General features: G+C 74.2%; 24 protein-coding genes and 1 tRNA gene. 10 read left to right on the forward strand and 15 right to left on the reverse strand.

Translation table 11 applies throughout. The features are described 5' to 3' along the window. Positions 1 to 196 precede the first annotated feature (196 nt). Entirely contained in the window at positions 197 to 1,078 is an 882-nt protein-coding gene (locus ABD160_RS25080) for a phytanoyl-CoA dioxygenase family protein (RefSeq protein WP_344026683.1), read from the forward strand. 63 nt (positions 1,079 to 1,141) lie between these two features. Here the strand turns inward: ABD160_RS25080 and ABD160_RS25085 are convergent, their stop codons facing one another. From ABD160_RS25085 to ABD160_RS25105, 5 genes are all read right to left on the reverse strand, one after another. Beyond that, the gene (locus tag ABD160_RS25085; RefSeq protein WP_344026685.1) at positions 1,142 to 1,411 is read right to left on the reverse strand and encodes a DUF2277 domain-containing protein; all 270 of its coding nucleotides are present in this window, start codon (positions 1,409 to 1,411) and stop codon (positions 1,142 to 1,144) included. Between the two features lie 68 nt (positions 1,412 to 1,479). Continuing rightward, a complete protein-coding gene (locus ABD160_RS25090) occupies positions 1,480 to 2,505 on the reverse strand; it encodes an NAD-dependent epimerase/dehydratase family protein (protein WP_344026687.1) in 1,026 nt (341 codons plus the stop codon). A 32-nt stretch (positions 2,506 to 2,537) separates the two neighbouring features. Then, positions 2,538 to 3,224 carry a PIG-L deacetylase family protein gene (locus tag ABD160_RS25095; RefSeq protein WP_344026689.1) on the reverse strand — a complete coding sequence of 229 codons (687 nt, stop codon included), beginning with the start codon at positions 3,222 to 3,224 and terminating at the stop codon, positions 2,538 to 2,540. A 31-nt stretch (positions 3,225 to 3,255) separates the two neighbouring features. Next, a complete protein-coding gene (locus ABD160_RS25100) occupies positions 3,256 to 4,095 on the reverse strand; it encodes a sugar phosphate nucleotidyltransferase (RefSeq protein WP_344026691.1) in 840 nt (279 codons plus the stop codon). A gap of 1 nt (position 4,096) precedes the next feature. Beyond that, positions 4,097 to 5,320: a methyltransferase domain-containing protein gene (locus ABD160_RS25105; RefSeq protein WP_344026837.1), complete on the reverse strand. Its 1,224-nt coding sequence runs from the start codon at positions 5,318 to 5,320 to the stop codon at positions 4,097 to 4,099. Positions 5,321 to 5,542: 222 nt separating this feature from the next. Here ABD160_RS25105 and ABD160_RS25110 point away from each other — a divergent pair. Then, positions 5,543 to 5,613, forward strand: a tRNA-Gln gene (locus ABD160_RS25110). A 62-nt stretch (positions 5,614 to 5,675) separates the two neighbouring features. Here ABD160_RS25110 and ABD160_RS25115 read toward each other — a convergent pair. Beyond that, entirely contained in the window at positions 5,676 to 6,890 is a 1,215-nt protein-coding gene (locus ABD160_RS25115; protein WP_344026693.1) for a YbfB/YjiJ family MFS transporter, read from the reverse strand. 116 nt (positions 6,891 to 7,006) lie between these two features. Here ABD160_RS25115 and ABD160_RS25120 point away from each other — a divergent pair, with 116 nt between their 5' ends. From ABD160_RS25120 to ABD160_RS25130, 3 genes are all read left to right on the forward strand, one after another. Continuing rightward, entirely contained in the window at positions 7,007 to 7,594 is a 588-nt protein-coding gene (locus ABD160_RS25120; protein ID WP_344026695.1) for a TetR/AcrR family transcriptional regulator, read from the forward strand. A 95-nt stretch (positions 7,595 to 7,689) separates the two neighbouring features. Beyond that, positions 7,690 to 8,121 (forward strand): protein-tyrosine phosphatase family protein, encoded by a 432-nt coding sequence (locus ABD160_RS25125; RefSeq protein WP_344026697.1) that lies wholly within the window; start codon positions 7,690 to 7,692, stop codon positions 8,119 to 8,121. A 77-nt stretch (positions 8,122 to 8,198) separates the two neighbouring features. Beyond that, the gene (locus tag ABD160_RS25130) at positions 8,199 to 8,480 is read left to right on the forward strand and encodes a DUF4287 domain-containing protein (RefSeq protein WP_344026699.1); all 282 of its coding nucleotides are present in this window, start codon (positions 8,199 to 8,201) and stop codon (positions 8,478 to 8,480) included. A 15-nt stretch (positions 8,481 to 8,495) separates the two neighbouring features. Here ABD160_RS25130 and ABD160_RS25135 read toward each other — a convergent pair whose 3' ends face one another. The 7 genes from ABD160_RS25135 to ABD160_RS25165 all read right to left on the reverse strand — a co-directional run bounded on the left by ABD160_RS25135 (position 8,496) and on the right by ABD160_RS25165 (position 16,676). Further along, positions 8,496 to 11,336: a helix-turn-helix transcriptional regulator gene (locus ABD160_RS25135; RefSeq protein ID WP_344026701.1), complete on the reverse strand. Its 2,841-nt coding sequence runs from the start codon at positions 11,334 to 11,336 to the stop codon at positions 8,496 to 8,498. Positions 11,337 to 11,450: 114 nt separating this feature from the next. Beyond that, positions 11,451 to 13,739: a hypothetical protein gene (locus ABD160_RS25140; protein WP_344026703.1), complete on the reverse strand. Its 2,289-nt coding sequence runs from the start codon at positions 13,737 to 13,739 to the stop codon at positions 11,451 to 11,453. Between the two features lie 125 nt (positions 13,740 to 13,864). Beyond that, on the reverse strand, positions 13,865 to 14,221 hold the full coding sequence (locus ABD160_RS25145) for a hypothetical protein (protein WP_344026705.1): 357 nt from the start codon (positions 14,219 to 14,221) through the stop codon (positions 13,865 to 13,867). A gap of 157 nt (positions 14,222 to 14,378) precedes the next feature. Continuing rightward, entirely contained in the window at positions 14,379 to 14,981 is a 603-nt protein-coding gene (locus ABD160_RS25150; protein ID WP_344026707.1) for a TetR/AcrR family transcriptional regulator, read from the reverse strand. Further along, entirely contained in the window at positions 14,965 to 15,564 is a 600-nt protein-coding gene (locus ABD160_RS25155) for a GNAT family N-acetyltransferase (RefSeq protein ID WP_344026709.1), read from the reverse strand. The genes ABD160_RS25150 and ABD160_RS25155 overlap by 17 nt, the downstream gene beginning before the upstream one ends. A gap of 55 nt (positions 15,565 to 15,619) precedes the next feature. Then, complete coding sequence (locus ABD160_RS25160) at positions 15,620 to 16,063, reverse strand: OsmC family protein (protein ID WP_344026711.1); 444 nt, start codon at positions 16,061 to 16,063, stop codon at positions 15,620 to 15,622. Positions 16,064 to 16,184: 121 nt separating this feature from the next. Further along, positions 16,185 to 16,676: a L,D-transpeptidase gene (locus tag ABD160_RS25165; RefSeq protein ID WP_344026713.1), complete on the reverse strand. Its 492-nt coding sequence runs from the start codon at positions 16,674 to 16,676 to the stop codon at positions 16,185 to 16,187. A 316-nt stretch (positions 16,677 to 16,992) separates the two neighbouring features. Here ABD160_RS25165 and glmU point away from each other — a divergent pair, with 316 nt between their 5' ends. Then, positions 16,993 to 18,576 carry a bifunctional UDP-N-acetylglucosamine diphosphorylase/glucosamine-1-phosphate N-acetyltransferase GlmU gene (gene glmU / locus ABD160_RS25170; RefSeq protein ID WP_425563658.1) on the forward strand — a complete coding sequence of 528 codons (1,584 nt, stop codon included), beginning with the start codon at positions 16,993 to 16,995 and terminating at the stop codon, positions 18,574 to 18,576. Beyond that, positions 18,573 to 19,553 (forward strand): ribose-phosphate diphosphokinase, encoded by a 981-nt coding sequence (locus ABD160_RS25175; RefSeq protein WP_344026715.1) that lies wholly within the window; start codon positions 18,573 to 18,575, stop codon positions 19,551 to 19,553. Before glmU ends, ABD160_RS25175 begins: the two co-directional genes overlap by 4 nt. A gap of 58 nt (positions 19,554 to 19,611) precedes the next feature. On the opposite strand, the gene ABD160_RS25180 is transcribed toward ABD160_RS25175, so the two are convergent. Next, positions 19,612 to 20,763 carry a Fic family protein gene (locus ABD160_RS25180; RefSeq protein WP_344026717.1) on the reverse strand — a complete coding sequence of 384 codons (1,152 nt, stop codon included), beginning with the start codon at positions 20,761 to 20,763 and terminating at the stop codon, positions 19,612 to 19,614. A 309-nt stretch (positions 20,764 to 21,072) separates the two neighbouring features. Here ABD160_RS25180 and ABD160_RS25185 point away from each other — a divergent pair, with 309 nt between their 5' ends. From ABD160_RS25185 to ABD160_RS25195, 3 genes are read left to right on the forward strand one after another with little or no spacing between them, the layout of a single operon-like run. Then, positions 21,073 to 21,762, forward strand: a complete 690-nt coding sequence (locus ABD160_RS25185) for a 50S ribosomal protein L25/general stress protein Ctc (RefSeq protein WP_344026719.1) — start codon at positions 21,073 to 21,075, stop codon at positions 21,760 to 21,762. Next, a complete protein-coding gene (gene pth / locus ABD160_RS25190; RefSeq protein WP_344026721.1) occupies positions 21,759 to 22,352 on the forward strand; it encodes an aminoacyl-tRNA hydrolase in 594 nt (197 codons plus the stop codon). The genes ABD160_RS25185 and pth overlap by 4 nt, the downstream gene beginning before the upstream one ends. Before the next feature lie 28 nt (positions 22,353 to 22,380). Then, a complete protein-coding gene (locus tag ABD160_RS25195) occupies positions 22,381 to 23,274 on the forward strand; it encodes a DMT family transporter (RefSeq protein ID WP_344026723.1) in 894 nt (297 codons plus the stop codon). A 28-nt stretch (positions 23,275 to 23,302) separates the two neighbouring features. On the opposite strand, the gene ABD160_RS25200 is transcribed toward ABD160_RS25195, so the two are convergent. After that, positions 23,303 to 24,985, reverse strand: a complete 1,683-nt coding sequence (locus tag ABD160_RS25200; protein ID WP_344026725.1) for a fatty acyl-AMP ligase — start codon at positions 24,983 to 24,985, stop codon at positions 23,303 to 23,305. Between the last annotated feature and the right edge of the window lie 35 nt (positions 24,986 to 25,020).

Raw genomic sequence — 25,020 nt, forward strand, 5'->3', positions numbered from 1 at the left:
TGCCGGCCCCCGACGATACGCCCGGTCGTCCCGGGTGCCGGGGACCGGCCACCACGGTCCGGCCGGATTCCGGATCCGGACGATCACGACACCGTGTCACTACTACCTTTCATCGTAGAACGACACCCGTTCGAGTGCGCTAACGTCCGAGTGCGTCAGCCGGGGATTCCGGATCCTGAACGGACGGAGCACACCGTTGATCACGGTCTACCTGAACCGCCGGATCGGCGACGACGATCGTCGCGAACTGCTGTTCGGCGGGGACTTCTTCCTCTACACCGACATCGGCGGCGCCGATGCGCTCGCCGATCACGCCAAGGACCTGATCGGGCAGGCGTTCGAGGGCCTGGACCCGGAGCGGGCCCAGTACGAGATGGACGTCGACGAGTTCATCCGCCGGGTCGAGCCGCTGAAGCGCGAGTTCACCAACGGGCAGCGCACGAAGGAGCTGTGCCGGCAGTTCGCGACCGATCTCGGCGTCGATCCCGAGCTCACCTACTTCGACATCCCGCGGTTGCGGGTGATCCCGGCCGACCAGTTCCTGACCGCCGGCGTCTCCTACAACTACAAGGCGCACCGGGACATGTGGTACGGCCATCCGCAGCAGCTGGTGAACTACTGGACGCCGGTTTTCCCGGTCGTCGGCGACAACGTGATGAGCATGTACACCGACTATTTCGACCGACCGGTGAAGAACGGGTCGAACCAGTACGACTACGACGAATGGGTCGCCAAGCACCGCACCGCCGCGGCCGGGGAGAAGACCACCGACACCCGTCCGCACCCGCTGCCGCTGGAGGACTTCGAGTCCCGCGGCGAGATCCGGATCGCCGGCCAGTCCGGCGACGTGTTCATGTTCTCGTCGAACCACCTGCACGCGTCGGCGCCGAACACCTCCGGCGTCACCCGGTTCTCCTACGACCTGCGGACCATCAACCTCGACGACGTCCGGCGCGGCCGCGGCCCGCGCAACGTGGACTCCGGCGCGACCGGCACCACGCTCGGCGACTTCCTGCGCGTCTCCGACCTGGCCCCGCTCGACGCGGACGAGTTCGCCGACGCCCTCACCCGCTCCTGACCGCAGCGGGCCGCGGGGCGGCGGCGCACACCGCCGCCGCCCGGCCGCCCCCGCACGGTCCGGTCAGCGGGCGTAGCGCAGCTCCGCGCGGGCCCTGGCCTTCGCCGCCTCCACCTCGCGGTCCTTCGGCGGGGCCGTCGTGGTCAGCCCGTCCAGCAGCTCCCGGGTCGCCTCGGCGACCGCCGCCACCGCCCGGTCGAACACCTCGGCGTTGGCCTGCGACGGCTTCGCCGAGCCCGAGATCTTGCGGACGTACTGCAGCGCCGCCGCCTGCACCTCGTCGGTGTCGGCGGGCGGCTCGAAGTTGTGCAGCGTCCGGATGTTGCGGCACATCGGCGCCTCCGGTGCTCGTGGGTGGTGTCGCGGTGCAACCACGATAACCACCCACGAGCGGCCGGCGGCTACTTCACGACGTGCATCGACCCGTCCAGCTCGCCCGCCTTCTGCCGCGCGTTCAGCACGGCGAGCCGGGTGAAGGAGTTGTCGAACGCGTCCTGGGTGAGGCCGCGGGCCTGGTACTCGGTGGCGAGCTGCTCGGCACCGGCCGGGATCGTCCAGCCCGCCTCGAAGCCGAGCTCCTTGCGGGCCCGGGAGAAGTCGACCCGGTACGAGCGCGGGTCGTTGCCGGCCTCCCCGGTGATGTTCAGCGTCGAGCCGGGGACGGCGTCGATGACCGCCTGGGCGATCTCGGCGACGGTCCGGTTGTTCTTCTCGGTGCCGACGTTGTAGGCGCGTGCCCGGACGACGTCCGCGGGGGCCTCCAGGGCGGCGACGACCGCACCGGCGATGTCCTCGGCGTGCGCCAGCGGGCGCCACGGGGTGCCGTCGGAGAGCACGGTGACCTCGCCGGTGAGCACGGCGCGCCCGACCAGGTTGTTCAGCACGATGTCGGCGCGCAGCCGCGGCGAGAAGCCGAACGCGGTGGCGTTGCGCATCGAGACCGGCACGAAGTCGCCGGAGGCCAGCTCGGCGAGATCGTCTTCGACCCGGACCTTGGAGATCGCGTACGGGGTGACCGGCTTGAGCGGGGCGTCCTCGTCGACCAGGTCGTCGCCGGACTGCGCGCCGTACACCGAGCAGGTCGAGGCGTAGACGAACCGCCCGACGCCGGCCTCCTTCGACAGCGTCGCCAGCCGGGTGGAGGCGTGGTGGTTGATGTCGTAGGTGATCTCCGGTGCCATCGAGCCGAGCGGGTCGTTCGACAGTGCGGCCATGTGCACCACGGCGTCGAAGCCCTGCAGCTGCTCGACGGTGACGTCCCGCAGGTCGGTGCTGAAGCCGTCGACGTCGGGGGTGTCCAGCGATCCCAGCACGCAGGAGGCGAACAGCCCCGAGTCGAGCCCGGTGACCTCGTGGCCGGCGGCGGCGAGGATCGGTGCCATCACCGTTCCCAGGTAGCCCTGATGTCCGGTGAGCAGTACCCGCATGGTGATCCCTTCGAGAGTGTGGTCGTTCGAGGTCAGGCGGCGCCGAAGCCGGGCGAGGGCTCGGATCCGGCGATCGGTGCGACGGACAGGGTGAGCTTCTGCACGTGGAACGCCTCGGCGTAGCGGGCGTGGCACTGCACGCCGCGCACCCGGGCGAGCCCGCGGAAGGTCTCGTCGTCGAACCAGGGACGGTCCTGCTGGGAACCGTAGTGCTCGCCCAGCTTCACGATCTTCTCGGTCAGCACCGGCTCGGCGAGCGGGAGGTAGACGCCGGGCTGGGCGAGGTCGCCCTCCCACTTGAGGATCTCGTAGCCCAGCGTCAGGTGGTCCCGGTAGGCGGTCGGGATCATCTGGGCGAGCGTCCGGTGGTCCTGGTGGGCGTCGTGCGGGGACGGCCCGATGACCAGGTCGGGCTCACCCCGGGTGCGCAGCTCCTCGAGCGCCATCTTGGCGCGCTCCCAGTGCTGCGGCACCCGGCCGTCCGGCAGGTCCATGACGGTGACCTCGAGCTCGGCGCCCGGCGTGAACGCGGCCAGTGCCGACCGCTCCTCCTCCTCGCGCAGCGACCCGGCACCGGTCAGGACCAGTGCGGTGACGTGCACGCCCGGATAGGCGCGGCACAGCTCGAGGAGCGTGCCGCCCGCCCCGATCGCGATGTCGTCGCAGTGCGCGCCCAGCAGCAGGATGCGGTCCAGCCGCTCGGGCAGCAGGTTCAGCACGGTCTCTCGGTCCCTCCGGCAACTCGGCGCGTCAGTCGCGCTGGTGGCTGCTGCTGTGCATCGCGACGATCGCGGCCTGCAGCGGGTCGCGATCGGTCCCGTGCGACTCCCACAGCATCCACGGCCGGGCGCCGCCCTGGTAGGCGGCCTCCAGAGCGTTGCGCTCCTTCACGGTGTCCGCGGGCTGCCAGAATCCCCGGTGCCGGAACGCCGCCATCCTGCCCTTGCGGGCCAGCGGTGCACACACGTCGCCGATCAGGTCACAGTCCTTCTCGAGATACTCGAAGACGCCGGGCCGGAACATCAGGTAGCCGCCGTTCTCCCAGAGCGGCATCTCCTGCAGCGTGGTGATCGACTCCAGCTTCCCGTCGTCGGTCACGTCGACGCAGTGGAACGCCGACTGCGGCGGGACGGCCATCAGCTGACCGATCGCGTCGGTCCCGCGGAACTGCTCGACCATCCGGTCCAGCGGCGCGTCGGTGAGGACGTCGGCATAGTTGGCGTGGAACATCTCGTCGTCCTCCACGAGATGGCGGACCCGCCGCAGCCGCTCGCCGATCGGCGAGTCCAGGCCGGTGTGCACGAACGTGATGTTCCAGTCCTGGATGTCACTGCCCATCAGATCGACCTCGCCGTGGTGCAGCACGAAGTCGTTGGACTCGGTCTCGTCGTAGTTCAGGAAGTAGTTCTTGATGTGGTGCGCGCCGTAGCCCAGGCACAGGATGAAGTCCTTGTGCCCGAAATGGGCGTAGTAGCGCATCACGTGCCAGATCAGCGGCCGGGGACCGACCGGATGCATCGGCTTCGGGAGATCGGAGGCGCCGTCGCGCATCCGCATGCCGTAACCACCGCAGAACAGGACGACCTTCACGTCAGACCACCTCGAGCGACGGGATCGGGAACACCAGCCGGCCACCCCAGTCGTGCACGTGTGCCAGCTGCTCGGTGAGCTCGGCGCGCAGGTTCCAGGGCAGGACGAGCACGTAGTCGGGACGGTCCCGGGTGATCCGTTCCGGATCGTGGATCGGGATCCGGGTCCCCGGCGTCAGCCGGCCGTGCTTGTACGGGTTCCGGTCCACCGTGTACTCGAGCAGGTCGGGCCGGATCCCGCAGTAGTTGAGCAGGGTGTTGCCCTTGCCGGGGGCGCCGTAGCCGACGACCCGCTTCCCCTGCCTGCGGGCGTCGATCAGGAACGACACCAGGTCGTCGCGGATGGTGGAGACGGCCTCGGCGAACCCGTCGTGCCCCTCCGGGCTGTGCAGGCCGGCCGCCGCCTCGGCGGCGAGCACCTCGCGCACCCGCTCGCCCGGCTCGCCGGCCGCGCCGTCCGGCCGGGCCCACATCCGGATCGAGCCGCCGTGCGTGTCGAGCAGCTCGACGTCGACCAGGGTCAGCCCGCCCGCGGCGAGCGCCCGCTGCCCGGTGAGCAGCGTGTAGTACTGGAAGTGCTCGTGGTAGATCGTGTCGAACTGGCGGCGCTCGACCAGCGTGAGCAGGTGCTGGACCTCGATCGAGACCCAGCCGTCGTCGGCGACCATGGCGCGCAGGCCCTGCGCGAAGCCGACGACGTCCGGGATGTGCGCGAACACGTTGTTGCCGCAGACCAGATCAGCCGGGCCGTGCTCGGCGCGCACCCGGGCGCCGGTCTCCGGGGTGAGGAACGCGGTGAGCGTCGGGACGCCCTTCTGCCGGGCCGCCTCGCCGACGTTCACGCTGGGCTCCACGCCGAGGCAGCGGATGCCCTTCCCGACGACGTGCTGGAGCAGGTACCCGTCGTTGCTGGCGACCTCGACGACGAACGAGTCCGGTCCCAGGCCGATCCGCTCGGCGGCGGTGTCGACGAACCGGCGGGCGTGCTCCACCCAGGACGAGCTGAACGACGAGAAGTAGGCGTACTCGGAGAACGTCTCCTCCGGCGTGATCTCCGGCGGGAGCTGGGCCAGCAGGCAGGCGTCGCACACCCGGACGTGCAGCGGGTAGGTGACCTCCGGCCGGCCCGCCGCCTCGGGCGTGAGGAACAGCTCGCACGGCGGCGTCGCGCCGAGATCGCAGAAGCTGCGCAGGTCCGTGGAACCGCACAGCCGGCAGGTCAGCACGGCTTCGGGTGCCCCTGTCGCACCGGTCTCCACGCCGCTCTGCCTGGGACCCCCCGTTTTCAGCACGTATCTCAGTCTGTCAACTCGGAGCGCTCGTGGCACGCCCGGGGGTGGGGTCGCCCGATAGTGGGTGTTTGTCCCGGGATGGACCCTCGCAAACCGCCCACGCGGGGAGGTGTGCTGCGGGGCGGCCGAACGGGGCGTGCCAGGATGAGTGCCTGATCCGCCGTGGTGTAACGGCAGCACCTCGGATTTTGGTTCCGATGGTCCAGGTTCGAATCCTGGCGGCGGAGCAAGGCCCTGACCGGCGATTCCCCGCGCCGTCCACGCAGTCGTCGAGCACCGCGTCGCGGGTTCACCCCGCCGCGGGGGCCGGCTGGTCTGCGCCGGTGAGCGCAGGCGGGGCGAAGCGGTGATGCAGCTGCATCCATGCGGCCAGCCCGAGCAGACCGGTGAGCGCGAACGTCGGGCCGAGGCCGAGCATGCCCGCGGTGGCGCCGGCGAGCGAGGAGCCCGCGGTCTGCCCGACGCCCATGGCCAGGAAGGCCCAGGTCACACCCCGCGACGGCGCCGCCGGGAACAGATGGGCCCCCCAGAGGATGCACAGTCCGGTCAAAGCCATGAAACCCGCGCCGAACACGCCCGCGGACACGACCGCCCCGGCCGGGCCCGGCTCCGCGAGTGCGAGCAGCGCGATCCCCGCCGACCAGGCGGTCCAGATCGCCAGACCGGTCGCTCGTAGGCCGTACCGCTCCACGACGCGCCCCGCGATGCCGGCGGCCAGGCCGACGAGGCCGATCGCGCACCAGGACCAGGTCGCGACCGCCGTGCTCAGACCCACCTCGCCGACCCGCGATGTCGAGAACGTCCAGTAGGGCGCGCTGACTGCTCCGAGCAGCACGGCGTTGAGCAGCAGCGGGAGGAGCAGGGCCGGGCGGGGCCGGGTGCCGTCGTCCGGCAGTCCGGTGGCCGTTCCGCCCGTCGTGGCGCGGGGCAGCGACCACGCCGCGGCCGCCGTGACGACGGCCGCGACGACGGCGAACCCGAGCCAGATCGGTCGCCAGCCGAGCGGGAGCAGTGGGGTGAACGCGGTCAGGGCGAGCCCGGCGCCGGTCCCGGTGTTGGCCCAGGTCTGAGCCCGGGTCCGCGCTCCCCGCCGGACCGTCTCGACCACCAGCTGGGCGACACCAGGGGACACCAGCCCGGCGCCCGCTCCGGCTGCCAGGATCCCGGCCCCGAACAACACGACATCGGGTGCGACGGCCATGGCTGCCAGCCCGATCGTCGCCGAGCAGCCCGCGACGAGGGTGGTGGCCCGGGCGGACCGGGCGGCCCCGGCGGGAGCGACGAGCAGCCCGACGACGTACCCGACGGTCGACACCGCCGAGAGGGCACCGACGACGACCGGATCGAGATCGAACGTCTCGCCGAACCGTGGCACGAACAGGCCGTACGCGTACCGGGCGAAGCCGTAGCACACGGCGATGACGGCCGCGCCAACCACGGCGACCGGCCACCAGCTCCGGGGGGTGTCCCGCAAGGCGGGCGAGCGGCAGTCTCCGATGTCCACAGCCCGATACTAAACAGACCTGTAGTCTATAATCGACCTTCGAGGTCGTTGATGCCAGCATGTGTGCTGCTAGCAGGGATAGTTTTAACAGACCGATCAGTAGGGTAGGTGAGATGATGAGGCGCACTGCACGGGGCGGCGCCGGCCCGAAGGTGCTGGAGACGGCACACCGGCTCTTCTACCGGGACGGCATCCATGCCGTGGGCGTCGACACCATCGCCGCCGAGGCCGGCGTCACGAAGACCGCCCTGTACTCGAACTTCGGCTCCAAGGAGCAGCTGGTGGTGTCCTACCTGCGCGAGCGCGACCGGCTGTGGCAGGCCGAGATCGACCGGATCACCGCCTCGGTCGACTCGCCCCGCGAGCGGGTGCTCGCGGTGTTCGACGCCTACGAGGCGTGGTCGTCCCGGGACCGGTTCCGGGGCTGCGCCTTCGCCAATGCGGCGGCCGAGCTGCCCCGGGCGGACGATCCGGCGCGCGAGGTCGTGCGACACCACAAGGGCGCGGTCCTCGCCTATCTCGGCAGGCAGGTGGAGCTGCTGCGGGAGCCGGATCCCGAGCTTCCCAGCCGGCTGATGCTCCTTCTCGAAGGTGCCGCCGTCATGTCCGGTGTCGAGCGGCGCGCGGAGCCGTTCCACGTCGCCCGTCGGCTCGCCGAATCGCTGCTCCCGCCGGAGGCACCGGAGCCGTCGGGCCCCCGGTGACGCCCACCCCCTCGTGGCGGCCGACAGTGGACGCCCCACCGCCGGGCCGCGATCCTGATCCGGCGACGGCGGATCGCGGGGAGGCGGGACCGGACATGGCCGACACCTGGACCGAGGACGCGCCCGGCGTGCTGCGCCTGCCGTCCGGACGGCTGGTCCGCGGCCGCGCACTGCGCCGGCCGCTGCCCGACGGGCCGGTCCCCGACTTCGGGCTCTACCTGCTCGGCCGCGAACCCGAACCGACCGCCTGGCCGTCCCGCTGGGTGCGCTGGCCGGACTTCCTGCTCCCCCGCGACCGGATCGCGTTCACCTCGGGCCTGCGCGAACTGCTCGACCGGGCCGGGTCCGGACGGGTGGAGGTCGCCTGCGCCGGCGGGTCCGGGCGCACCGGCACCGCACTCGCCTGCCTTGCCGTCCTCGACGGCGTCCCGGCCCGCGACGCCGTCGGCTACGTGCGCCGGCACTACTCGCCGCGGGCCGTCGAGACCCCGTGGCAGAAGCGGTTCGTGCGGCGCTTCGGCGGCTGAGACAGCCGTCACCGATGAGTTCCGGCCGGACACACAGTCGGACGGTGGACAGCACACCCGACAGAACGGACAGGCGAATGTCGTTCCAGGCGTACCTCGACGCGATCGAGAAGAAGACCGGGAAGATCCCGGCCGAGCTGGTCGCCGAGGCGACGGCGCGGGGCTTCGGCACCGGGACGAAGGCCGGGGACATCGTCGCCTGGCTGAAGACCGACTACGACCTCGGTCGCGGGCACGCGATGGCGCTGGCCCACGTCGTCCGCAACGGCACCACCATCAGCGACACCCACGTCGGGACGACCGGCTCGCACCGCGACGAGTCGACCGAGCTGCGGCTCGACGGGATCGCGAACCGCTGACCCGCGCCGCCGGGCTCAGTCCGGCCGGTCCGGGGCGGGCAGCGCGGCGAGCAGCCCGGCCCGGCCCTCGATCCCGAGCTTGGCGTAGGCGTGCGCGAGATGGGTCTCGACCGTGCGCACCGACAGCACCAGCCGGCGGGCCACCTCGGCGTTGCTCGCCCCATCGGCCGCGAGCTCGGCGATCTCCCGTTCCCGGCCGGTCAGCCGGGGCCGGACCAACCGGTCCAGCGCGGGCGTCCGCGCGCCGCAGCCGCCCGCCAGCTCGGTGGCCCGGGCGGCCGACGCCGCGGAGCGGCGACGCTCCCCCGCCCGGTGGTGCGCGGCGGCCGCGGCGGCTGCGACGTCCGCGGCCTCCAGCCGGGCACCGGCCAGCGCGAGATCGGCGGCCACCCGGTCGAGCCGGCCACCCGCGCCCGGGCCGGCCCGGGCCGCCGCGGACGCGTGCGCGGCGAACAGCTGCAGCAGCGGTGACCGGCCGCGGGCCGCGCGATCGGCGAGCCGGTCGACGACCCGGTCCGGGCGGCCGAGCCGGGCCACGTCGTGCAGCAGGACGACCTCGGTGACCAGGTCTCCGCGGGCCGCCGCGGACCGCGCCCCGGCGAGCAGCGCGCGGACCGGTGCGGCGCCGGAGTTGTCCGCGGCCTGCAGCCAGGCCCTGGCCCGGGTCACCGCGGCGGCCGCGGCCGGCGGCACCCGCCCGGGCAGGCCGTCGAGCAGCGCGCGGGCCCGGTCCCGGTCACCGGTGAGCACGTGCACCAGCGCGAGCGTCGCGGAGCAGTCGGCCGCCAGCCCCAGCGGGTCGCGGTCGGCGGTGCCGGCCCGCGCCTCGGCGAGATGCCGGCCCGCGGCGTCGAGATCCCCCCGGACCAGTGCGGCGCGCCCACGGTGCCAGGCGATCCAGGCGTCCCCGGCCCAGCCGGGTGCGGCGAGGTTGTGGCGGTGCGCGTCCTCGGCGGCGCGCCGGAGATCCTCCGGGCGGCCGGCGACGCGCAGCGCGGACAGCTCCGCGTCCACCAGCAGCAGCCCGGTGAGTGCGGACTCGGCGCGGCCGTCCGGGTCCGGGGCCGACCGCACCCCGGCGACGGTGTCGAGCGCCTCGGCGGGACGGCCCGCCGCGGCGAGCCGGCCGGCCCGGGCGGCCCCGGCGAGCGCGGCCCAGCGGCCGACGGGCAGGCCCTGCCCGACGGTTGCGGGCTCGCGCCGCGCGGGCGCGTCCCCGGGATCCGGGTCGGCCCCGACCCCCGGACCGGGGTCGCCCGGCACCGGACCCGGCGCCCCGGCGGGCTGCCCCACCTGCGACGACGCGGCCCTGGCGAGCGCGACGCCGTCCAGCCGGGCGGCGGCCTCCAGCACCGCGACCTCCGCGGCGAGCGCGTCCCGGGAACCGACCGGCTCCCCGGGGCCGGGCCGGTCCCCCGGGCCGGGCCGCTCCCCCGGGGAAGTCCGGTCTCCCGGGCCGGGCCGCTCTTCCGGGCCGGGCCGCTCCCCCGGGGCAATCCGGCCCCCCGGGGCCGCTGACGACGCGAGGCCCGCCGGAGCCACCGGACCGCCCGGGCCCGACCCGTCCACCCCACCCGCCGACGGCTCCCCCGCGAGCGCCTCCTCGGCCGCCGCGAGCGCCGGCTCACCGGCCCGCCGCGCGAGCAGCGCCCGGGTCATCGCGAGCCGGGCCGGCCCGTCACCGGTACGCACCCGCCGGCCGGCCTCCGCCAGCAGCGGCGGCAGCTCGGCCCCGCGGTCCTGCCAGCGCAGCGACTCGATCAGTTCCAGGTGCGCGGTCCCGTCCCGGTCGTCGGCGAGTGCCTGCCGGGCGATCCGCTCGGCGCGGGCGTGGTCCAGCTCGCGGTTCGCCGCGGCCGCGGCCGCGACCGGGTCCGGGGCCGGGGCAGGCCGGTCGCCCGGCTCCCGGGCGGCGGGCACGTCCGGCCCGGCGCGCCCCGCCCCGGCGACGACCGCGGCCACGAACGGCGGCACCGCGGCCCGCCCGGCGCGGTCGGTCCGCACCAGCTCGCGGCGGACCAGCTCCCCCGCACCGCCCGGCCCGGCACCCGGCCCGCCCGCCACCAGCCGCTCCAGCGCGGCCCACTCGTCGGGCGCCAGACCGGCCAGCACGAACGATCCGAGCCGCGGCGGCGGCTCCATCGGGCCGTCCCACCGCCACGGACCGGCGCGCCGGGTGAGCCGGCCCGACTCGTACCCCGCGCGCACCAGCTCGCACAGGAACAGCGGGGTGCCCTGGGCCAGCTCGCGCAACCGCTGCGCGGTGCGGGCCTCCACGTCGCCGCCGAGCATGCCGTGCAGCAGCCGGTCGGTGTCCGCCTCGGCGAGCGGTCGGACCGCGACCGGGCGCACGTCGTCGCCGAGGGTGCGCAGCCGGTCGACCGGGGCGCGGTCGCTGCGCTCGGTCGCGACGACCGTCGCGTCCCCGGCGAGCAGCAGCTGCTCCAGCACCGAGCGGGTGAGGTCGTCGAGCCGGTGCGCGTCGTCCACCGCGATCACCGGGCGGTCCCCGCGCAGCGCGGCGAGCGCGTGCTGCAGCAGGACGAACCGGTCCGGCTCCCCCGGCACCGGCGGTACCGCGTGCGCGAGGGGGCCCAGCGGGACGTCCGGTCCGGTCCCGGTGACCAGCACCGTGCGGCGCCCCAGATCGCGGGCGATGCGGACGGCCTCACGCAGCAGCCGGGTCCGCCCCACCCCGAGCGGCCCGGTCAGCAGCACGCCGCCCGGTTGCCCGTCGGTCAGGAACCGCTGCAGGACGGCCAGTTCCGCGTCCCGCCCGACCAGCGGCGGATGTGTGCTCAGCACCTCCGGGCCGGCGTCGTGCCGGCGGTCGGACGACGGCGCCACTCCGGCCACGCGGTCCTCCCGTCCTCGGCGATCGTCTACCGGTATGTCCGTTTCCGGGGACGGTTCGGTTCAACCCGGTGGCTGCATTCACCCCACGACTCACCCCACGACCCACCCCACGACTCACCCCGGCGCGCCGGGCACCGACGCGGCCGGGGCGGGCGGGGCCGCCGGGGCGGCGCTGGTCGCCGCGGCCGTCACCACCGGGCCGGACGCCGCCAGGAGGACCGCGACCGTCGCGCCGAGCAACGCCCCGGCCCGCACCGGCCGTTCCCGGTCCAGCACCCGATCGGCCAGTCCGGCGGCGAGCATCGCCAGCACCGGTCCGAGCAGCAGCACCGCCGCCGTCCGGGTGTCCGGGAACGCCGACGCGGCGAGCAGCACCGCCGCGGCGGTGCCGAGCGGGGCGAGCGGGCGCCGGAAGCGCACGGTCAGCAGCACCAGCACCGCACCGGCGGCGACCGGCGCGAGCTGCGTCGCACCCAGCTCCGGGACGACCCCGGCCCGGCCGGCGAGCACCCCGCCACCGAGCGCGGCCGCGGTGCCCGCGACGACCACCAGCGTCCACCGCCCGGCCGGGCGCAACCGCGGACCCAGCTGACCGGTGTGCGCGGCGTGCGCGACGAACGCCGCCAGCGCCACCGCCGCGACCGGCGAGGTCAGCGCGGCGACCGCGCAGGCCAGGTAGGCACCCCGGGCGGCGGCCGGGCCGCGGCCGGCGAGCAGCGCAGCGACCAGCAGCCAGAACGCGGCCGGGGCCGCCGGATCGCCCGCCGCGTGCACGACGACCAGCGGCGGCAGCGCCCCGGCCAGCACGACGGCCAGGCCGGCGATCGGCGCCGGCAACCCGATCCGGCGCGCCATCGGCCACAGCAGGACCGCGGTGACCGCGCCGAGCAGCACCCCGGTGACCGGTCCGGACGCCCCGGTCAGCGCGAGCAGCGCCGCGGTCTGCCGCTCACCCAGCCCGAGCGGGTCCGCCGACGCGGCCACCGCGGGCAGCTGCGATGCCCCGGCCGCCGTGAGCGCACCGACGAGCAGCACCGGCAGCAGGGTGCCGGCGAGCGTCGGCAGCGCCCGGTCGCCGGCGTCCCGGGTCTCGACGAGCCGGCGCAACAGCGGCGCCCCGAGCAGCGAGAGCACCAGCCCGAGCAGCAGCGCACCGCCGACGATCGGCAGCACCAGCAGTGCGGCGCGGACGGTGCCGAGCACCGCCTCGACCGCGATCCCGTCCCGCACGCCGGCGGCGGCGTCGCCGAGGAAGCCACGCGCCCCGCCGAGCATCTCGGGCACGACGACCGGTGCGGCCAGCAGGAACCCGCCGAGGAACACCACCAGGAACGGGACGACGAGTGCCACCCACAGCTCGACGGTGCGGCGGACCCCCGGCCGCAGCCGGGTCAGCTTCGGGTCCGGCGTCGCGCCGGGCAGCCGGCTGCGCAGCACCGGGCCGAGGTAGCTGAACAGGTCCGGGACGCCGACGATGTCGCTGAGGATGTAGTAGCCGTCGAGCCGGATCATCGGCAGGAACTGCCGGGCCGTCTCCAGGTGCAGCAGCGCCAGCACCACGAGCAGCCAGTCGGTGCCGGTGAGCAGCCAGGTCGCGGCGAGCCCGCCGAGCACGATCGCGTTGAAGTAGACCCCGCCCAGGTCGGTGCGCAGCCGCCCGGCCCGGGACAGCCGGTAGCTGTCGGTCACGGTGCTGTAGAAGGCGGGCCAGACCAGGTAGACGCCGAGCCCCATCGCGCCGGGCCGGGCGCCGCCGTAGCGGCAGGCGGACACGTGCCCGGCCTCGTGGAACGCCCCGGTCGCCAGGAACAGGCCGAGCACCGCCAGCACCAGCGCGGGGTTCGCGACCATCTCACCCGTCCCGGCGAGCGCACCGGCGATCCCGCCGCCGAACAGCACCACCAGGTCGAGCACCAGCACCGCGACCAGCACCGGGACGACGACGGGCGGCCGGTGCAGCCACGTGAACATCCCGGCGATCACCCAGGTCACCGACGGCGGCACCACCGGCAGCCGGAACCGCAGCATCAGCAGGTGATCGGGCCGCTGCTCGAGGCGTTCCGGCCGCTCGTCGTTGTCGGAGCCGGAGCCGGTCTCGACCAGCCCGGCCGGGACCAGCCGCTCCCGGACGAGCGCGTCGACGTCGGTGGCGGTGAGGTCCTCCCCGGTCTCCGCGGCGACCCGCTCGGCCAGTTCCGCGGCGCCGGAGCGGCCGTCGATCGCCGAGACGATCCGGAAGAGCAGTTCGGAGAGCTGGACGACCTGGCCGTCCGCGCGCACCACGACGTAGCGCTGGTCGGTGTAGCCCGAGCCCTGGTACGGCCCCACGAGCTCGATCCCGTCGGCCGGCCGGAACGGCGCCGCGACGAGCTGGGTCGGCGGATCGAGAACCAGGGTCTGCATCGCCTGCCTTCGTCCCGGTGGTGTCGGAAAAGTGCGGAAATTGCCTCGAACGCACCGGAGGGGCGACCCGCGGGCCGCCCCTCCGATTATCCGGAAATCGTTTCGCAACGATTCCCGGGGATGGCTCAGCGCCAGTTCTGGAAGACCCAGGAGTCGGCGTCGCCGCCGGAGCCGCCGTCGCCGCCGGACCCGCCGTCGCCACCGTCGGACGAGGCGTTGCCGCCGTCGCCGCCGGAGCCGCCCTCGGCCAGCTGGTTGGTGCTGCCGCCGTCGCCGATGACGCTGAAGCCGCTGAGCACGGACACGTTCGTGCCGCTCCCGCCGCTGCCGCCGTCGGCCGACGCCGACGAGCTGCCGCCGTCGCCGCCGGAGCCGCCGTCGCCACCGGACCCGCCGATGACGCCCAGCAGGGTCATCTGGGTGCGGGCCGGGAGGAGCTCGGCGTGCTCGGTGTCCAGGTGCCGGGAGATCGAGTCGCTCATCTGCGGACTCCTTTTCTCGGTTCGGATCCGTGGACCTCGGTCCACGCTTTCGGGAATCGGCCCGGTCGAGCCGATCTGGAATCCATCCTGGCCATCCCGGCGAGCGGCCCGCAATCAGATCCGGTACGTACAAATCAATGGGCCGGACCACGTAGGTTCATTCTCGGGGTACGGAGATGGCCGGATCGGCCACTGATCCCGGGCCCAGCAGGATGCCGCTGATCAGTCCGGGCTCGGGCACCGGCAGCGCGTCGCCCAGCGCGATCCGCATCGCGGCCAGACCGGACAGCGCGGCGAGGTAGGTGACGCCGCGCTGTCGCGGGTCCCCGTCGCCGGTCGCCAGCCCGGCCAGGACGTCGAGCAGGATCCGGTGCCGCTGCGCCAGCTCGGCGGTCCGGGGCGGCGGCCCGGGCACCGCGAACGCCTGGTTCATCAGGAGCAGGAACTCGGCGAACCGGTCGTCGCGGGCGATCGCGGCGACCACCTCGCGGGTGAACTCCCGCAGCGCGTCGCCGTCGTGCAGCCGGTCGACGACCGCGTCGAGGCCGTCCGTGGCCTCGCCGACCAGCGCGTCGAACAGGTCCTCCTTGGACGCGTGGTGCCGGTAGACCAGGCCGGTGCTGATCCCGGCGGCGCGCGCGACGTCCCGGATGCCGGTCGCGGCGAAGCCGTGCCGGGCGAACAGCGAGACGGCGGCGGCGCGGATCCGCTCCTCGGTGCGCGCCCGCATCGCGCCGTACTGCTCAGCCGGCCGGGGCACCGCGGTCCAGCCGCATCGAGACGTAGGCGCCGATCCCGGTGCGCGCGGTGTGCGGCACCGGCCGTCGCCGGTACTCGACGAAGCCGAGCTTGCGGTAGAGGTTCAGCGCGGCGGTGTTGACGTCGGCGATGTCCTCCAGCACGAACGCGGTGCAGTCGCTGTGCCGCATCAGGTGTTCGAGCAGCGCGGTGGCGACGCCGCGGCCGCGGTGGGCCGCCGCGGTACCGACGAACTCCAGCGACGCGGTGCCGGGCGGCAGATCGAGGCTGCCGGAGAACTCGCGGCGCAGCATGATCCCGCCGATCCCGCCGCGGATCGGGCCGAGCCGGCGCAGCAGCGGCCACAGCCGCGGCCGCACGCTCTGCTGCCTGCCGTCGGTGCGGGCGGCGAGCCCGGCCGGTTCGCCGTCGAGGACGGCGACGTGGAAGAGCTCGGGCACCAGCATGTGCTCGAACGCGTCCGCGAGCCGCCGCGGATCGGTGGCGAACCAGCGGAAGTCCGCGCCGAACGCGTCCAGGTAGAGCTCGACGAGCAGCCGCCGGTGCCGCGCACCGAGCTCCACCGCCGGTACGACGTCGACCATGACCGCCCCCGAGGAGAATGAACTTGTGTTCACTCTACCCCGGGGGGCGGGCCGGTCAGCTCTCCAGCGCGGCGTCCAGCGTGATCTCGACGCCGGCCAGCGCCTTCGAGACCGGGCAGCCGGCCTTGGCGGCCTCCGCGGCCTCCCGGAACCCGTCCGCGTCCAGGCCGGTGACCTCGCCGCGGACGGTCAGCGTGATGCCGGTCAGCCGGAAGCCGCCGTTCGCCTCGTCCGGCCCGAGCGAGACGTCGGCGGACACGTCCAGCGACTCCGGGGTCCCGCCGGCCTGGCCGATGTTCGCCGAGAGCTGCATCGCGTAGCAGGCCGAGTGCGCGGCCGCGATCAGCTCCTCCGGCGAGGTGACGCCGCCGGCGTCGTCGGCGGCGCGCTTCGGGAAGCTGACCTCGTAGGTGCCGACCTTCGAGCTGCTGAGCTCGACCTGTCCCGAGCCCTGCTCGAGGGTGCCGTTCCAGGCGGTGCGGGCGCTGCGGGTGGGCATGGTGCCTCCAGGTAGATCGGAATCGGTTGTACGCAACCGGTCAACCCGATCCTGGTGGGCGCGACTCCTCGGCCGGCACCTGTCGCGCCGAAAGGCACCGGCCGGGCGTCGAGCGGTCGCCTCAGCGCACCTCGACCCGGTCGCCGACCTGCAGCGAGGCGTACCAGCGCTCGGCGTTCGCCCGGTCCAGCCGGACGCAGCCGGCCGACGGCGAGTCCAGGTTCCCCTCGTGGAAGGCGATGCCGCCGGGGGCGAAGAACACCGCGAACGGCATCGGGGCGCCGTCGAACTCGGTGCTGCGGTGGTCGCGGTTCTTCCACTCCACCTGGAACGTGCCGAGCGGGGTCTCCTTGCCCTGACCGCCGGGCGCGACCCGGACCGGCCCGGCCTCGATCCGGCCGTCCCGGATGAGCCACGCGGTGCGGCCGGCCCGGTCGACGCAGGCGCGCGCCTGGGCGCTGCACGGCGTGCCCTCGGCCCGGCCCTCGGACCCGCCGCGCCCCTCCGCGGGGGCCGCCGGTGCCGCCGGAGCCGGTGCGGCCGAGGCCGTCGCGGCGAGTGCGCCGAGCAGCACCCCCGGCACCAGGACCAGCACCGTGACCAGGGCCGTCATCGTGCGGGACCGCCCGCGGCGACCCCCGACCTCGCGCGTCATCGCACTCCCGCTCGTCACCGCGGCGGCCACCGCGGCCGGCACGTGACCGGTTGAACGACGGCGTCGCAACCTGGTTACCACCCGAAGGTTTGATCTTCGGCCGGGCCACCCGGCCGGGTGCCGGAACGACGGGCCGGGACCGGCGCGGAGCGGCCCCGTACGATGCCGTACCGGCACGGGGGGCCGTTGCACCACGAGCGACCGACCGTCCGCGACGCGGCCGGGGCACGGGCCGTCCGACCGGCGGCGGGAACCCCAGCAGGAGGAACCGAACATGCCCGATGCCCACCAGGGCGGCACCGGCGACCGAACCGACCCGACCGCACCCGGCGCAGCCGCGGCCGTGGTCCTGGCTGCCGGGGCGGGCTCCCGGATGCGCTCGGCGACGCCGAAGGTGCTGCACCGGCTCGGCGGCCGCAGCATGCTGGGACACGCGCTGCACGCGGTGGCCGGGGTGCTCCCGGAGCACCTGGTGGTCGTCGTCGGGCACGAGCGGGAACGGGTCGCCGAGGCCGTCACCGGCATCGCCGGCGAGCTCGGCCGCACCGTCACCGCCGCCGTGCAGGAGAACCGGCTCGGCACCGGCGACGCGGTCCGCGCCGGACTCGCCGCGCTGCCGCCCGACCTGGGCGGGACCGTACTGGTCACCTACGGCGACGTCCCGCTGCTCGACACCGCGACGCTCACCGCGCTGGTCGGCGAGCACGAGCGGGCCGGCGCCGCGGTCACGCTGCTGACCTGCGACCCGGACGATCCCACCGGCTACGGCCGGATCGTGCGCGACGAGGCCGACCCGGCCCGGCCGGTGACCGCGATCGTCGAGCACGCCGACGCCACCGCGGAGCAGCGCGCGATCACCGAGGTCAACTCCGGCGTCTACGCCTTCGACGCGGAGTTCCTGCGCGCCGGGATCGGCGGGCTCGCCGCCCACAACTCGCAGCAGGAGCTCTACCTGACCGACCTGGTCGGCGCCGCCGTCCAGGCCGGGCGGACGGTGCACGCCGTCCGCTGCGCCGACGAGTGGCTGCTGCGCGGGGTGAACGACCGGGTGCAGCTCGCCGAGCTGCGCGCGGAGCTCAACCGCCGGGTGCTGCGGCGCTGGATGGTCGACGGCGTCACCGTCGTCGACCCGGCCACCACCTGGGTGGACGTCCAGGTGCGGCTCGGCACCGACGTCGTCCTGCACCCGGGGACGCAGCTGCACGACGCCTGCACGATCGGCGACGGCGCCGAGATCGGGCCGGACAGCACGCTCGCCGGCTGCGTCGTCGGGCCGGGCGCGACCGTCGTCCGCACGCACGGCTCGGAGGCCGAGATCGGCGCCGACGCCTCCGTCGGGCCGTTCGCCTACCTGCGGCCGGGCGCCCGGCTCGGGACCCGCGGCAAGATCGGCACCTTCGTCGAGGTGAAGAACTCCGACATCGGCGCCGGCAGCAAGGTGCCGCACCTGACCTACGTCGGCGACGCCTCGATCGGCGAGATGAGCAACATCGGCGCCTCGTCGGTGTTCGTCAACTACGACGGCGTCCGCAAGCAGCGGACGACGATCGGCTCGCACGTGCGGACCGGCTCGGACACCATGTTCATCGCGCCGGTCACGGTCGGGGACGGCGCCTACACCGGCGCCGGGACGGTGCTGCGCTCGGACGTCCCGCCGGGGGCGCTCGCGGTGTCGGGCGGGACACAGCGCACCATCGAGGGGTGGGTGCCCCGCAAGCGCCCGGGCACACCGGCCGCCGAGGCGGCCGAACGGGCGGGGGTCCACCCGGCCACCCAGCAGGACGACAGCACCGGCCGGAACAGCGACGCCCGGAACAGCGACAACAGAGACCTCAGCCGAGGAGGCACCGCACGGTGAGCGCGATCGCAGGAACCCCGAAGAAGAACATGATGCTCTTCTCCGGACGGGCGCACCCCGAGCTGGCCGAGCACGTGGCCAAGGAGCTCGACGTCACCGTCACACCGCAGTCGGCGTACTCCTTCGCCAACGGCGAGATCTTCTGCCGCTTCGAGGAGTCCGTCCGCGGCAGCGACGCGTTCGTGATCCAGGCGCACTCCGCCCCGATCAACGACGCGATCATGGAGCAGCTGATCATGGTCGACGCGCTCAAGCGCGGCTCGGCCAAGCGGATCACCGCCGTCATGCCGTTCTGGGGCTACGCCCGCCAGGACAAGAAGCACCGCGGCCGCGAGCCCATCTCGGCCCGCCTGGTCGCGGACATGTTCAAGACCGCCGGTGCGGACCGGATCCTCACCGTGGACCTGCACACCTCGCAGATCCAGGGCTTCTTCGACGGCCCGGTGGACCACCTGTTCGCGCTGCCGGTGCTGGCCCAGCACATCAAGAGCACCCGCCCCGGGGAGGACTTCGCGGTCGTCTCCCCCGACTCCGGCCGGGTGCGGCTCGCCGAGCGCTGGGCGGACACCCTCGGCGGCACCCCGCTGGCGTTCATCCACAAGACCCGGGACCCGCTCAAGCCCAACGAGGCCGTCGCCAACCGGGTGGTCGGTGACATCGAGGGCCGCTGCTGCGTCGTCATCGACGACATGATCGACACCGGTGGCACGGTGGCGAAGGCGGTCGAGGTGCTGCTGGCCGAGGGCGCGACCAAGGTCGTCGTCGCCGCGACGCACGGTGTGCTGTCCGGCCCGGCCACCGAGCGGCTGGCCAACTGCGGCGCCGACGAGGTGATCTTCACCGACTCGCTGCCGATCCCGGCCGAGAAGCGCTTCGACCGGATGACCGTGCTGCCGATCGCGCCGCTGCTGGCCGAGGCGATCCACCAGGTCTTCGAGGACGGCTCGGTGACCAGCCTGTTCGACGGCAACGCCTGAGCGGTCCACGCAGCGCACGACGGCGCCCCACCGATTCGGTGGGGCGCCGTCGTGTGCGTCAGGCCCGCAGCAGGATCGCCACGATGTCCGGTGCGGTGAACTCGCGCGCGTAGGCCGACTCGTCGTACCTGCGCAGGACGCCGAGCTCCACGAGCTGACCGACCAGTCCGTTGGCCCGTGTGTAGGTGACACCGAGCTGTTCCTGCACCTGGCGCACGGTGAAGATCGGCCGGCCGAGCGCGAAGTCGACGAGCAGCGTCGCGTTGTCCGCGCGCAGCCCGCCCGCCCGCACCCGGCGCTTGAGGTCGTCCTGCACCGCCAGGAGCTCCACCAGCCGCTGCTCGGTGTCCCGCGCCGCCGCGGCGACCCCGCGGGCGAAGAACCGGATCCAGCCGTCCCAGTCGGCACGGGTGCTGACCGCCATCAGCGCGTCGTAGTAGTCCGCCCGGCGGGCCTCGAACCACGGGGAGACGGTGAGCGTCGGTTCCACCAGGACTCCCGCGTAGAGGAGCTGGAGCACGATCAGCAACCGCCCGATACGACCGTTCCCGTCGTGGAACGGGTGCAGCGTCTCGAAGTGGTAGTGGCTCATCCCGGCGGCCACGACGGGATCGATGTCGGCGTCCCGGCTCCGCGTGAACCAGTCGATCCAGGTGCGGACCTGCTGTTCCAGCTCCGGGCCGGGCGGCCGCGGGACGAACCGGGCGTCCTGCACACGCATGCCGGGATCGCCACCCACCATCACCTGGTTCGAGCGGAGCCGGCCCGTCTGGTCCCCGTCGACCGAGGTGCCGCGGACCAGCGCGGCGTGCAGCTCGGTGAGCAGGGTCATCCCGAACGGCCGACCCTCCCCGTGCCAGGCGAAGGCGTGCTCCGCCGCGCGGACGTAGTTGATCACTTCGCGGAGCCCCGCGTCCGTCTGGTCCTCCCGCTCGTCGGCGGCGAGCACCACGGGGAGCGGGGCGTAGGTCCCCTCGAGGGCGGACGTGCTCTGCGCCTCACGGCGGAGGACGGGCCTGCGGAGCAGCGCGGGGTTCGGCAGGCGGCGGGCCGAGCTGTCCAGCGCGGCCACCGCCGCGCGGGCGTCGGCCACCGCGTTGAACGTGCTGGCCGACAGAGCGGGCGACTCCAGCGGCAGCGCGGCCGGGACGAACGCGACGTGCTCCCAGCGGCCGTAGCGGATGCTCTCCCCGCTGATCGGAACGAGCATGCCCGGACTGTCCGGACCGAACTCCTCGACGCGCACAACTGAACACTATCGGCAGTTGTGTTGCGTTGTCCGGCGAAATCGGGGGCGGAATGCAACACGGCCGCCCGTCCCGTCGCATGCACGTTCCGGGCGTTGCGGGTGGGTGCCACAGGGTGTAGGGCAGCCGTGCCGTAGACTTCCCGGCATCTCCGCGGCGAGGGCGGGTGCACGCTGACCCGCCGTGATCGACGTGGGCCGATCCCGGTCGGCTCCTCGCCGCGCGCACGCCTTCCACAGCGCAGAACGCAGCAAGAACCGAGGAGCACCCCCGTGGCCCAGACCCGCATTCCCGCCGAGAACCGGACCGAGTTCGGCAAGGGCGCCGCCCGCCGCACCCGTCGCGCCGGCAAGATCCCCGCCGTGCTCTACGGGCACGGCACCGACCCGGTGCACCTGTCGCTGCCGTCGCTGGAGTTCGCCGCCGTCGTCCGCGAGCAGGGCCGCAACGCCGTCCTGGAGCTCGACGTCGCCGGCAGCGCGCCGCAGCTCGCGCTGACCAAGACCGTCGTCGTGCACCCGCTGCGCCCCTACATCGAGCACGTCGACCTGCTCGTCATCAAGCGCGGCGAGAAGGTCGAGGTCGAGCTCGACGTCGTCGTCACCGGCGACGCCGCCCCGGGCTCGCTGGTCACCCAGGACCTCAACACCGTCCTGGTCGAGGCCGACGTGCTGAACATCCCGGAGAACATCGAGATCTCCGTCGAGGACGCCGAGATCGGCACCCAGTACTTCGCGAAGGACCTGCGCCTGCCGCAGGGCGTCGAGCTGCGCACCGACGAGGAGTACCTGGTCGTCCAGGTCGTCCCGGCCCCGACCGAGGAGGACCTCGAGGCCGAGATCGACACCGAGGGCGCGGGTGTCGTCGAGGAGCCGTCCGACGAGGAGGAGGCCGCCGAGCCGGCCGCCGAGTCCGCCGAGGGTTCCGAGGGCTCGGACGAGTCCTCCGACGACGCCAAGTGAGCCCCGTGCCGGGGCCCGCGCTGGTCGTCGGGCTCGGTAACCCGGGCCCGGACTACGCCGAGACCCGGCACAACGTCGGCACCCGCGTCGCCGCCCTGCTGGCGGCGCGGGCCGGCGCCGGCCGGTTCTCGGTCCACAAGCGGACGAACTCCGACGTGGCCCAGGGCCGGCTCTCCGGCCGGCCGGTGACCGTGGCCGTCCCGAGGACGTACATGAACCTCTCGGGCGGCCCGGTCGCCGGGCTCGTGCAGTACTTCTCGATCCCGCCGGCCGAGGTGATCGTCGTGCACGACGAGCTGGATCTCGAGTTCGGCGTCGTCCGGCTCAAGCGCGGCGGCGGCGAGGGCGGGCACAACGGCCTGCGCTCGATCAGCCGGTCGCTGGGCACGAAGGACTACCTGCGGGTGCGGTTCGGCATCGGCCGCCCGCCCGGCCGGCAGGACCCGGCCGACTACGTGCTGAAGCGGTTCTCGGGCGCCGAGAAGAAGGAGCTCGATCTCGGGATCGACCTGGCCGCGGACGCCACCGAGGCACTGCTGGCCGACGGGCTGGAGGCGGCGCAGAACCGCTTCCACCCGCTGTCCGGCTGACCGCCGGCCGCCCCGGAGCGTCCCGCGCGTGTCCCGTCCCGGCCTCGTCGGCGCCGCCGCATCGCTGGTCGGTGCGACGCTGTTCTGGGCGGGCAACTACATCGTCGGGGCCGAGGCGGTGCGCAGCATCGACCCGTTCAGCCTCACGCTGCTCCGGTGGGTGCTGGCGCTGCCGCTGCTGGTCGCGCTCGCCCAGCTGGTCGAACGCCCGGACTGGCGGCGGGTGCTCGCCGCCTGGCCGTGGCTGCTGGCGCTGTCGCTGTTCGGGATGCTCGCCTACACCGGGTTCCTCTACGCCGCGCTGGCGGCGACCACCGCCTTCAACGCCTCGCTGATCAACGCCTTCAATCCGGCGCTGATCGCGCTGGCCGGTGCGGTCCTGCTGCGCGAGCGGCTGACCCCGGTCGCGGTCGCCGGGATCCTGGTCGCACTGCTCGGCGTGCTGATCGTCGTCACCGACGGCGACCCGGCGACCGTGCTGCGCACCGGGTTCGGCGCGGGCGAGCTGCTGATGCTGGGGGCGATCCTGTCCTGGACCGGCTACGCCGTCGTCGGCCGGCGCGCCCCGGCGCTGCCGCCGATCTCCTCGACCGCCGCCCAGGCCGCGGTGGCGGTGCTGCTGCTCGCCCCGGCCGGTCTGCTCACCGGGGTCACCCTGCCCGACGGCCCGTCGTCGACCGGCTCGCTGCTGTTCATCGTGGTGTTCCCGTCGGTCCTGTCGTACCTGCTGTGGACCCGGGCCCTGCTCGTCCTGCCGGCCGGCAGCGCGGGCGTGTTCCTCAACCTGATCACGGTCTTCACCGCCGCGTTCACGATCGCGGTGGGCGACCCGTACACGTCCGCGCAGCTCGTCGGCGGCCTGATCGTGATCGTCGGGGTCGTCCTCACCTACGGGCGGCACCTGCGCCGCCGGCCCGGCTGACCGGGCCGGGCCGGGCGGCACGACGGCGTCAGCCGGGGGTGCCGAGCAGGTCGGCGGTGGCGGCCCGGCGCAGCTTGCCCGACGGCGTCTTCGGCAGGGTGCCCGGCGCGAGCACCGCGACCTCGGCCGGGCGCACCCCGACCGCGGACACCACCCGGCGCACCACGTCGTCCCGGATCGCCTTGACCGCCTCGGGGCTGTCGGCGCCCTTCGCCTCGACCGCGACCGCGAACGACTCGCGGTGCCGCCCCTCGCCTGCGGCCAGCCGCACGGCGACGACGTTCCCGGCCCGGACCCCGTCGGCGGCGGCCGCCGCGCGTTCGATGTCGGTCGGGTAGATGTTGCGGCCGCCCATGATGATGACGTCCTTGGTGCGGCCGCACACGACGACCGCGCCGTCCGGGGTGAGGTAGCCCTCGTCACCGGTGTCGAACCAGCCCTCGGCGTCCTGGGTGGACCGCGGGCCGTCGACGGTGAGATAGCCCGGCGTCACGGCCTCGCCGCGCAGGTGCAGCACGCCGACCTCGCGCGGCCCGAGCACCCGGCCGCCGGGGCCGACCGCCCGCACCTCGAGACCGGGCAGCGGCGGCCCGAGCTCGGGGAACTCCCGGACCGGCCCGTCCGAGGCCGGTTCGGCGCGCCGGTGCGTCTCCAGCGACGCGGCGTCCACCCGGTCCACCGTCAGTCCGGTGTGGACCGGCGCGAACGACACCCCGAGCGCCGTCTCGGCCATCCCGTAGGCGCACAGCACCGACTCCGGGCGCAGCCCGAACCGGGCGCCGGCCGCGGTGAACGCCGCGACGGCCGCCGGATCGACCGGCTCGGCGCCGTTCAGCGCGATCCGCAGCGACGACAGGTCGAGCTCGCCGTCGTCGACCCGGGCGAGCTGGCGGGCCAGCACGGCGTAGGCGAAGTTCGGCGCCGCGGTCACCGTGCCGCGGTACTTCGAGATCAGCTCCGCCCACAGCCGCGGCCGGCCGAGGAAGTCGACCGGGGTGACCGTGACCAGGTCCAGCCCGACCGTCATCGGGATGGTCAGGAAGCCGACCATCCCCATGTCGTGGAACAGCGGCAGCCACGACACCATCCGGTCCGATGCGACGTCCAGCTCGGACGCGGTGACCATCGAGCCGATGTTCGCGTGCAGGTTGGCGTGGGTGATCCGGACGGCCTTCGGCGCCGCGGTGGAGCCGCTGGTGAGCTGGAGCAGCGCGGTGTCGCCCTCGTCGGCGACGGCGGCGTCCGCGGCGAACGCGTCCGGGTCGCCGTCCAGCGAGTCCAGCGTGCGGAACGGGATGCCCTGCTCCATCAGCACCGGCGCGAGCGCGTCGAACGGCGCCCCGAGCAGCACCATCGACGCGTCGATCATCTTCAGCGTGGTGACGGTGTCCGCCGCCCACTCCGCGAGATCGGTCCGCGGGGTCGGCTGGTGCAGCATCGTGACGCTGCCGCCGCGCAGCCACACCGCCTGCGCGGTCGGCGCGATCGCCGCCGGCTCGCCGGCGAGCACCCCGACCGCCCCGCCGGCCGGTAGCGCGGGCGCGCCGTCCGCGCCGGGCCTGCGCAGTGCGTCCGCGCAGCCCCGGGCGGCCCGGTGCACCTCCGCCCAGCTGCGCCGGGTCGGCTCGCGCGGCTCCCCGGTGGTCATCCCGCGGGCATCCCGGTCGGGACCGGTCGCGGACTCCAGCAACGTCGCCAGGAATCGGGACATGCGCCCGACCCTAGCGACGAACCGGGCACGCGCGC

Origin of the sequence: Pseudonocardia kongjuensis, assembly GCF_039526905.1 — a bacterium.
Lineage (GTDB): Bacteria > Actinomycetota > Actinomycetes > Mycobacteriales > Pseudonocardiaceae > Pseudonocardia > Pseudonocardia kongjuensis.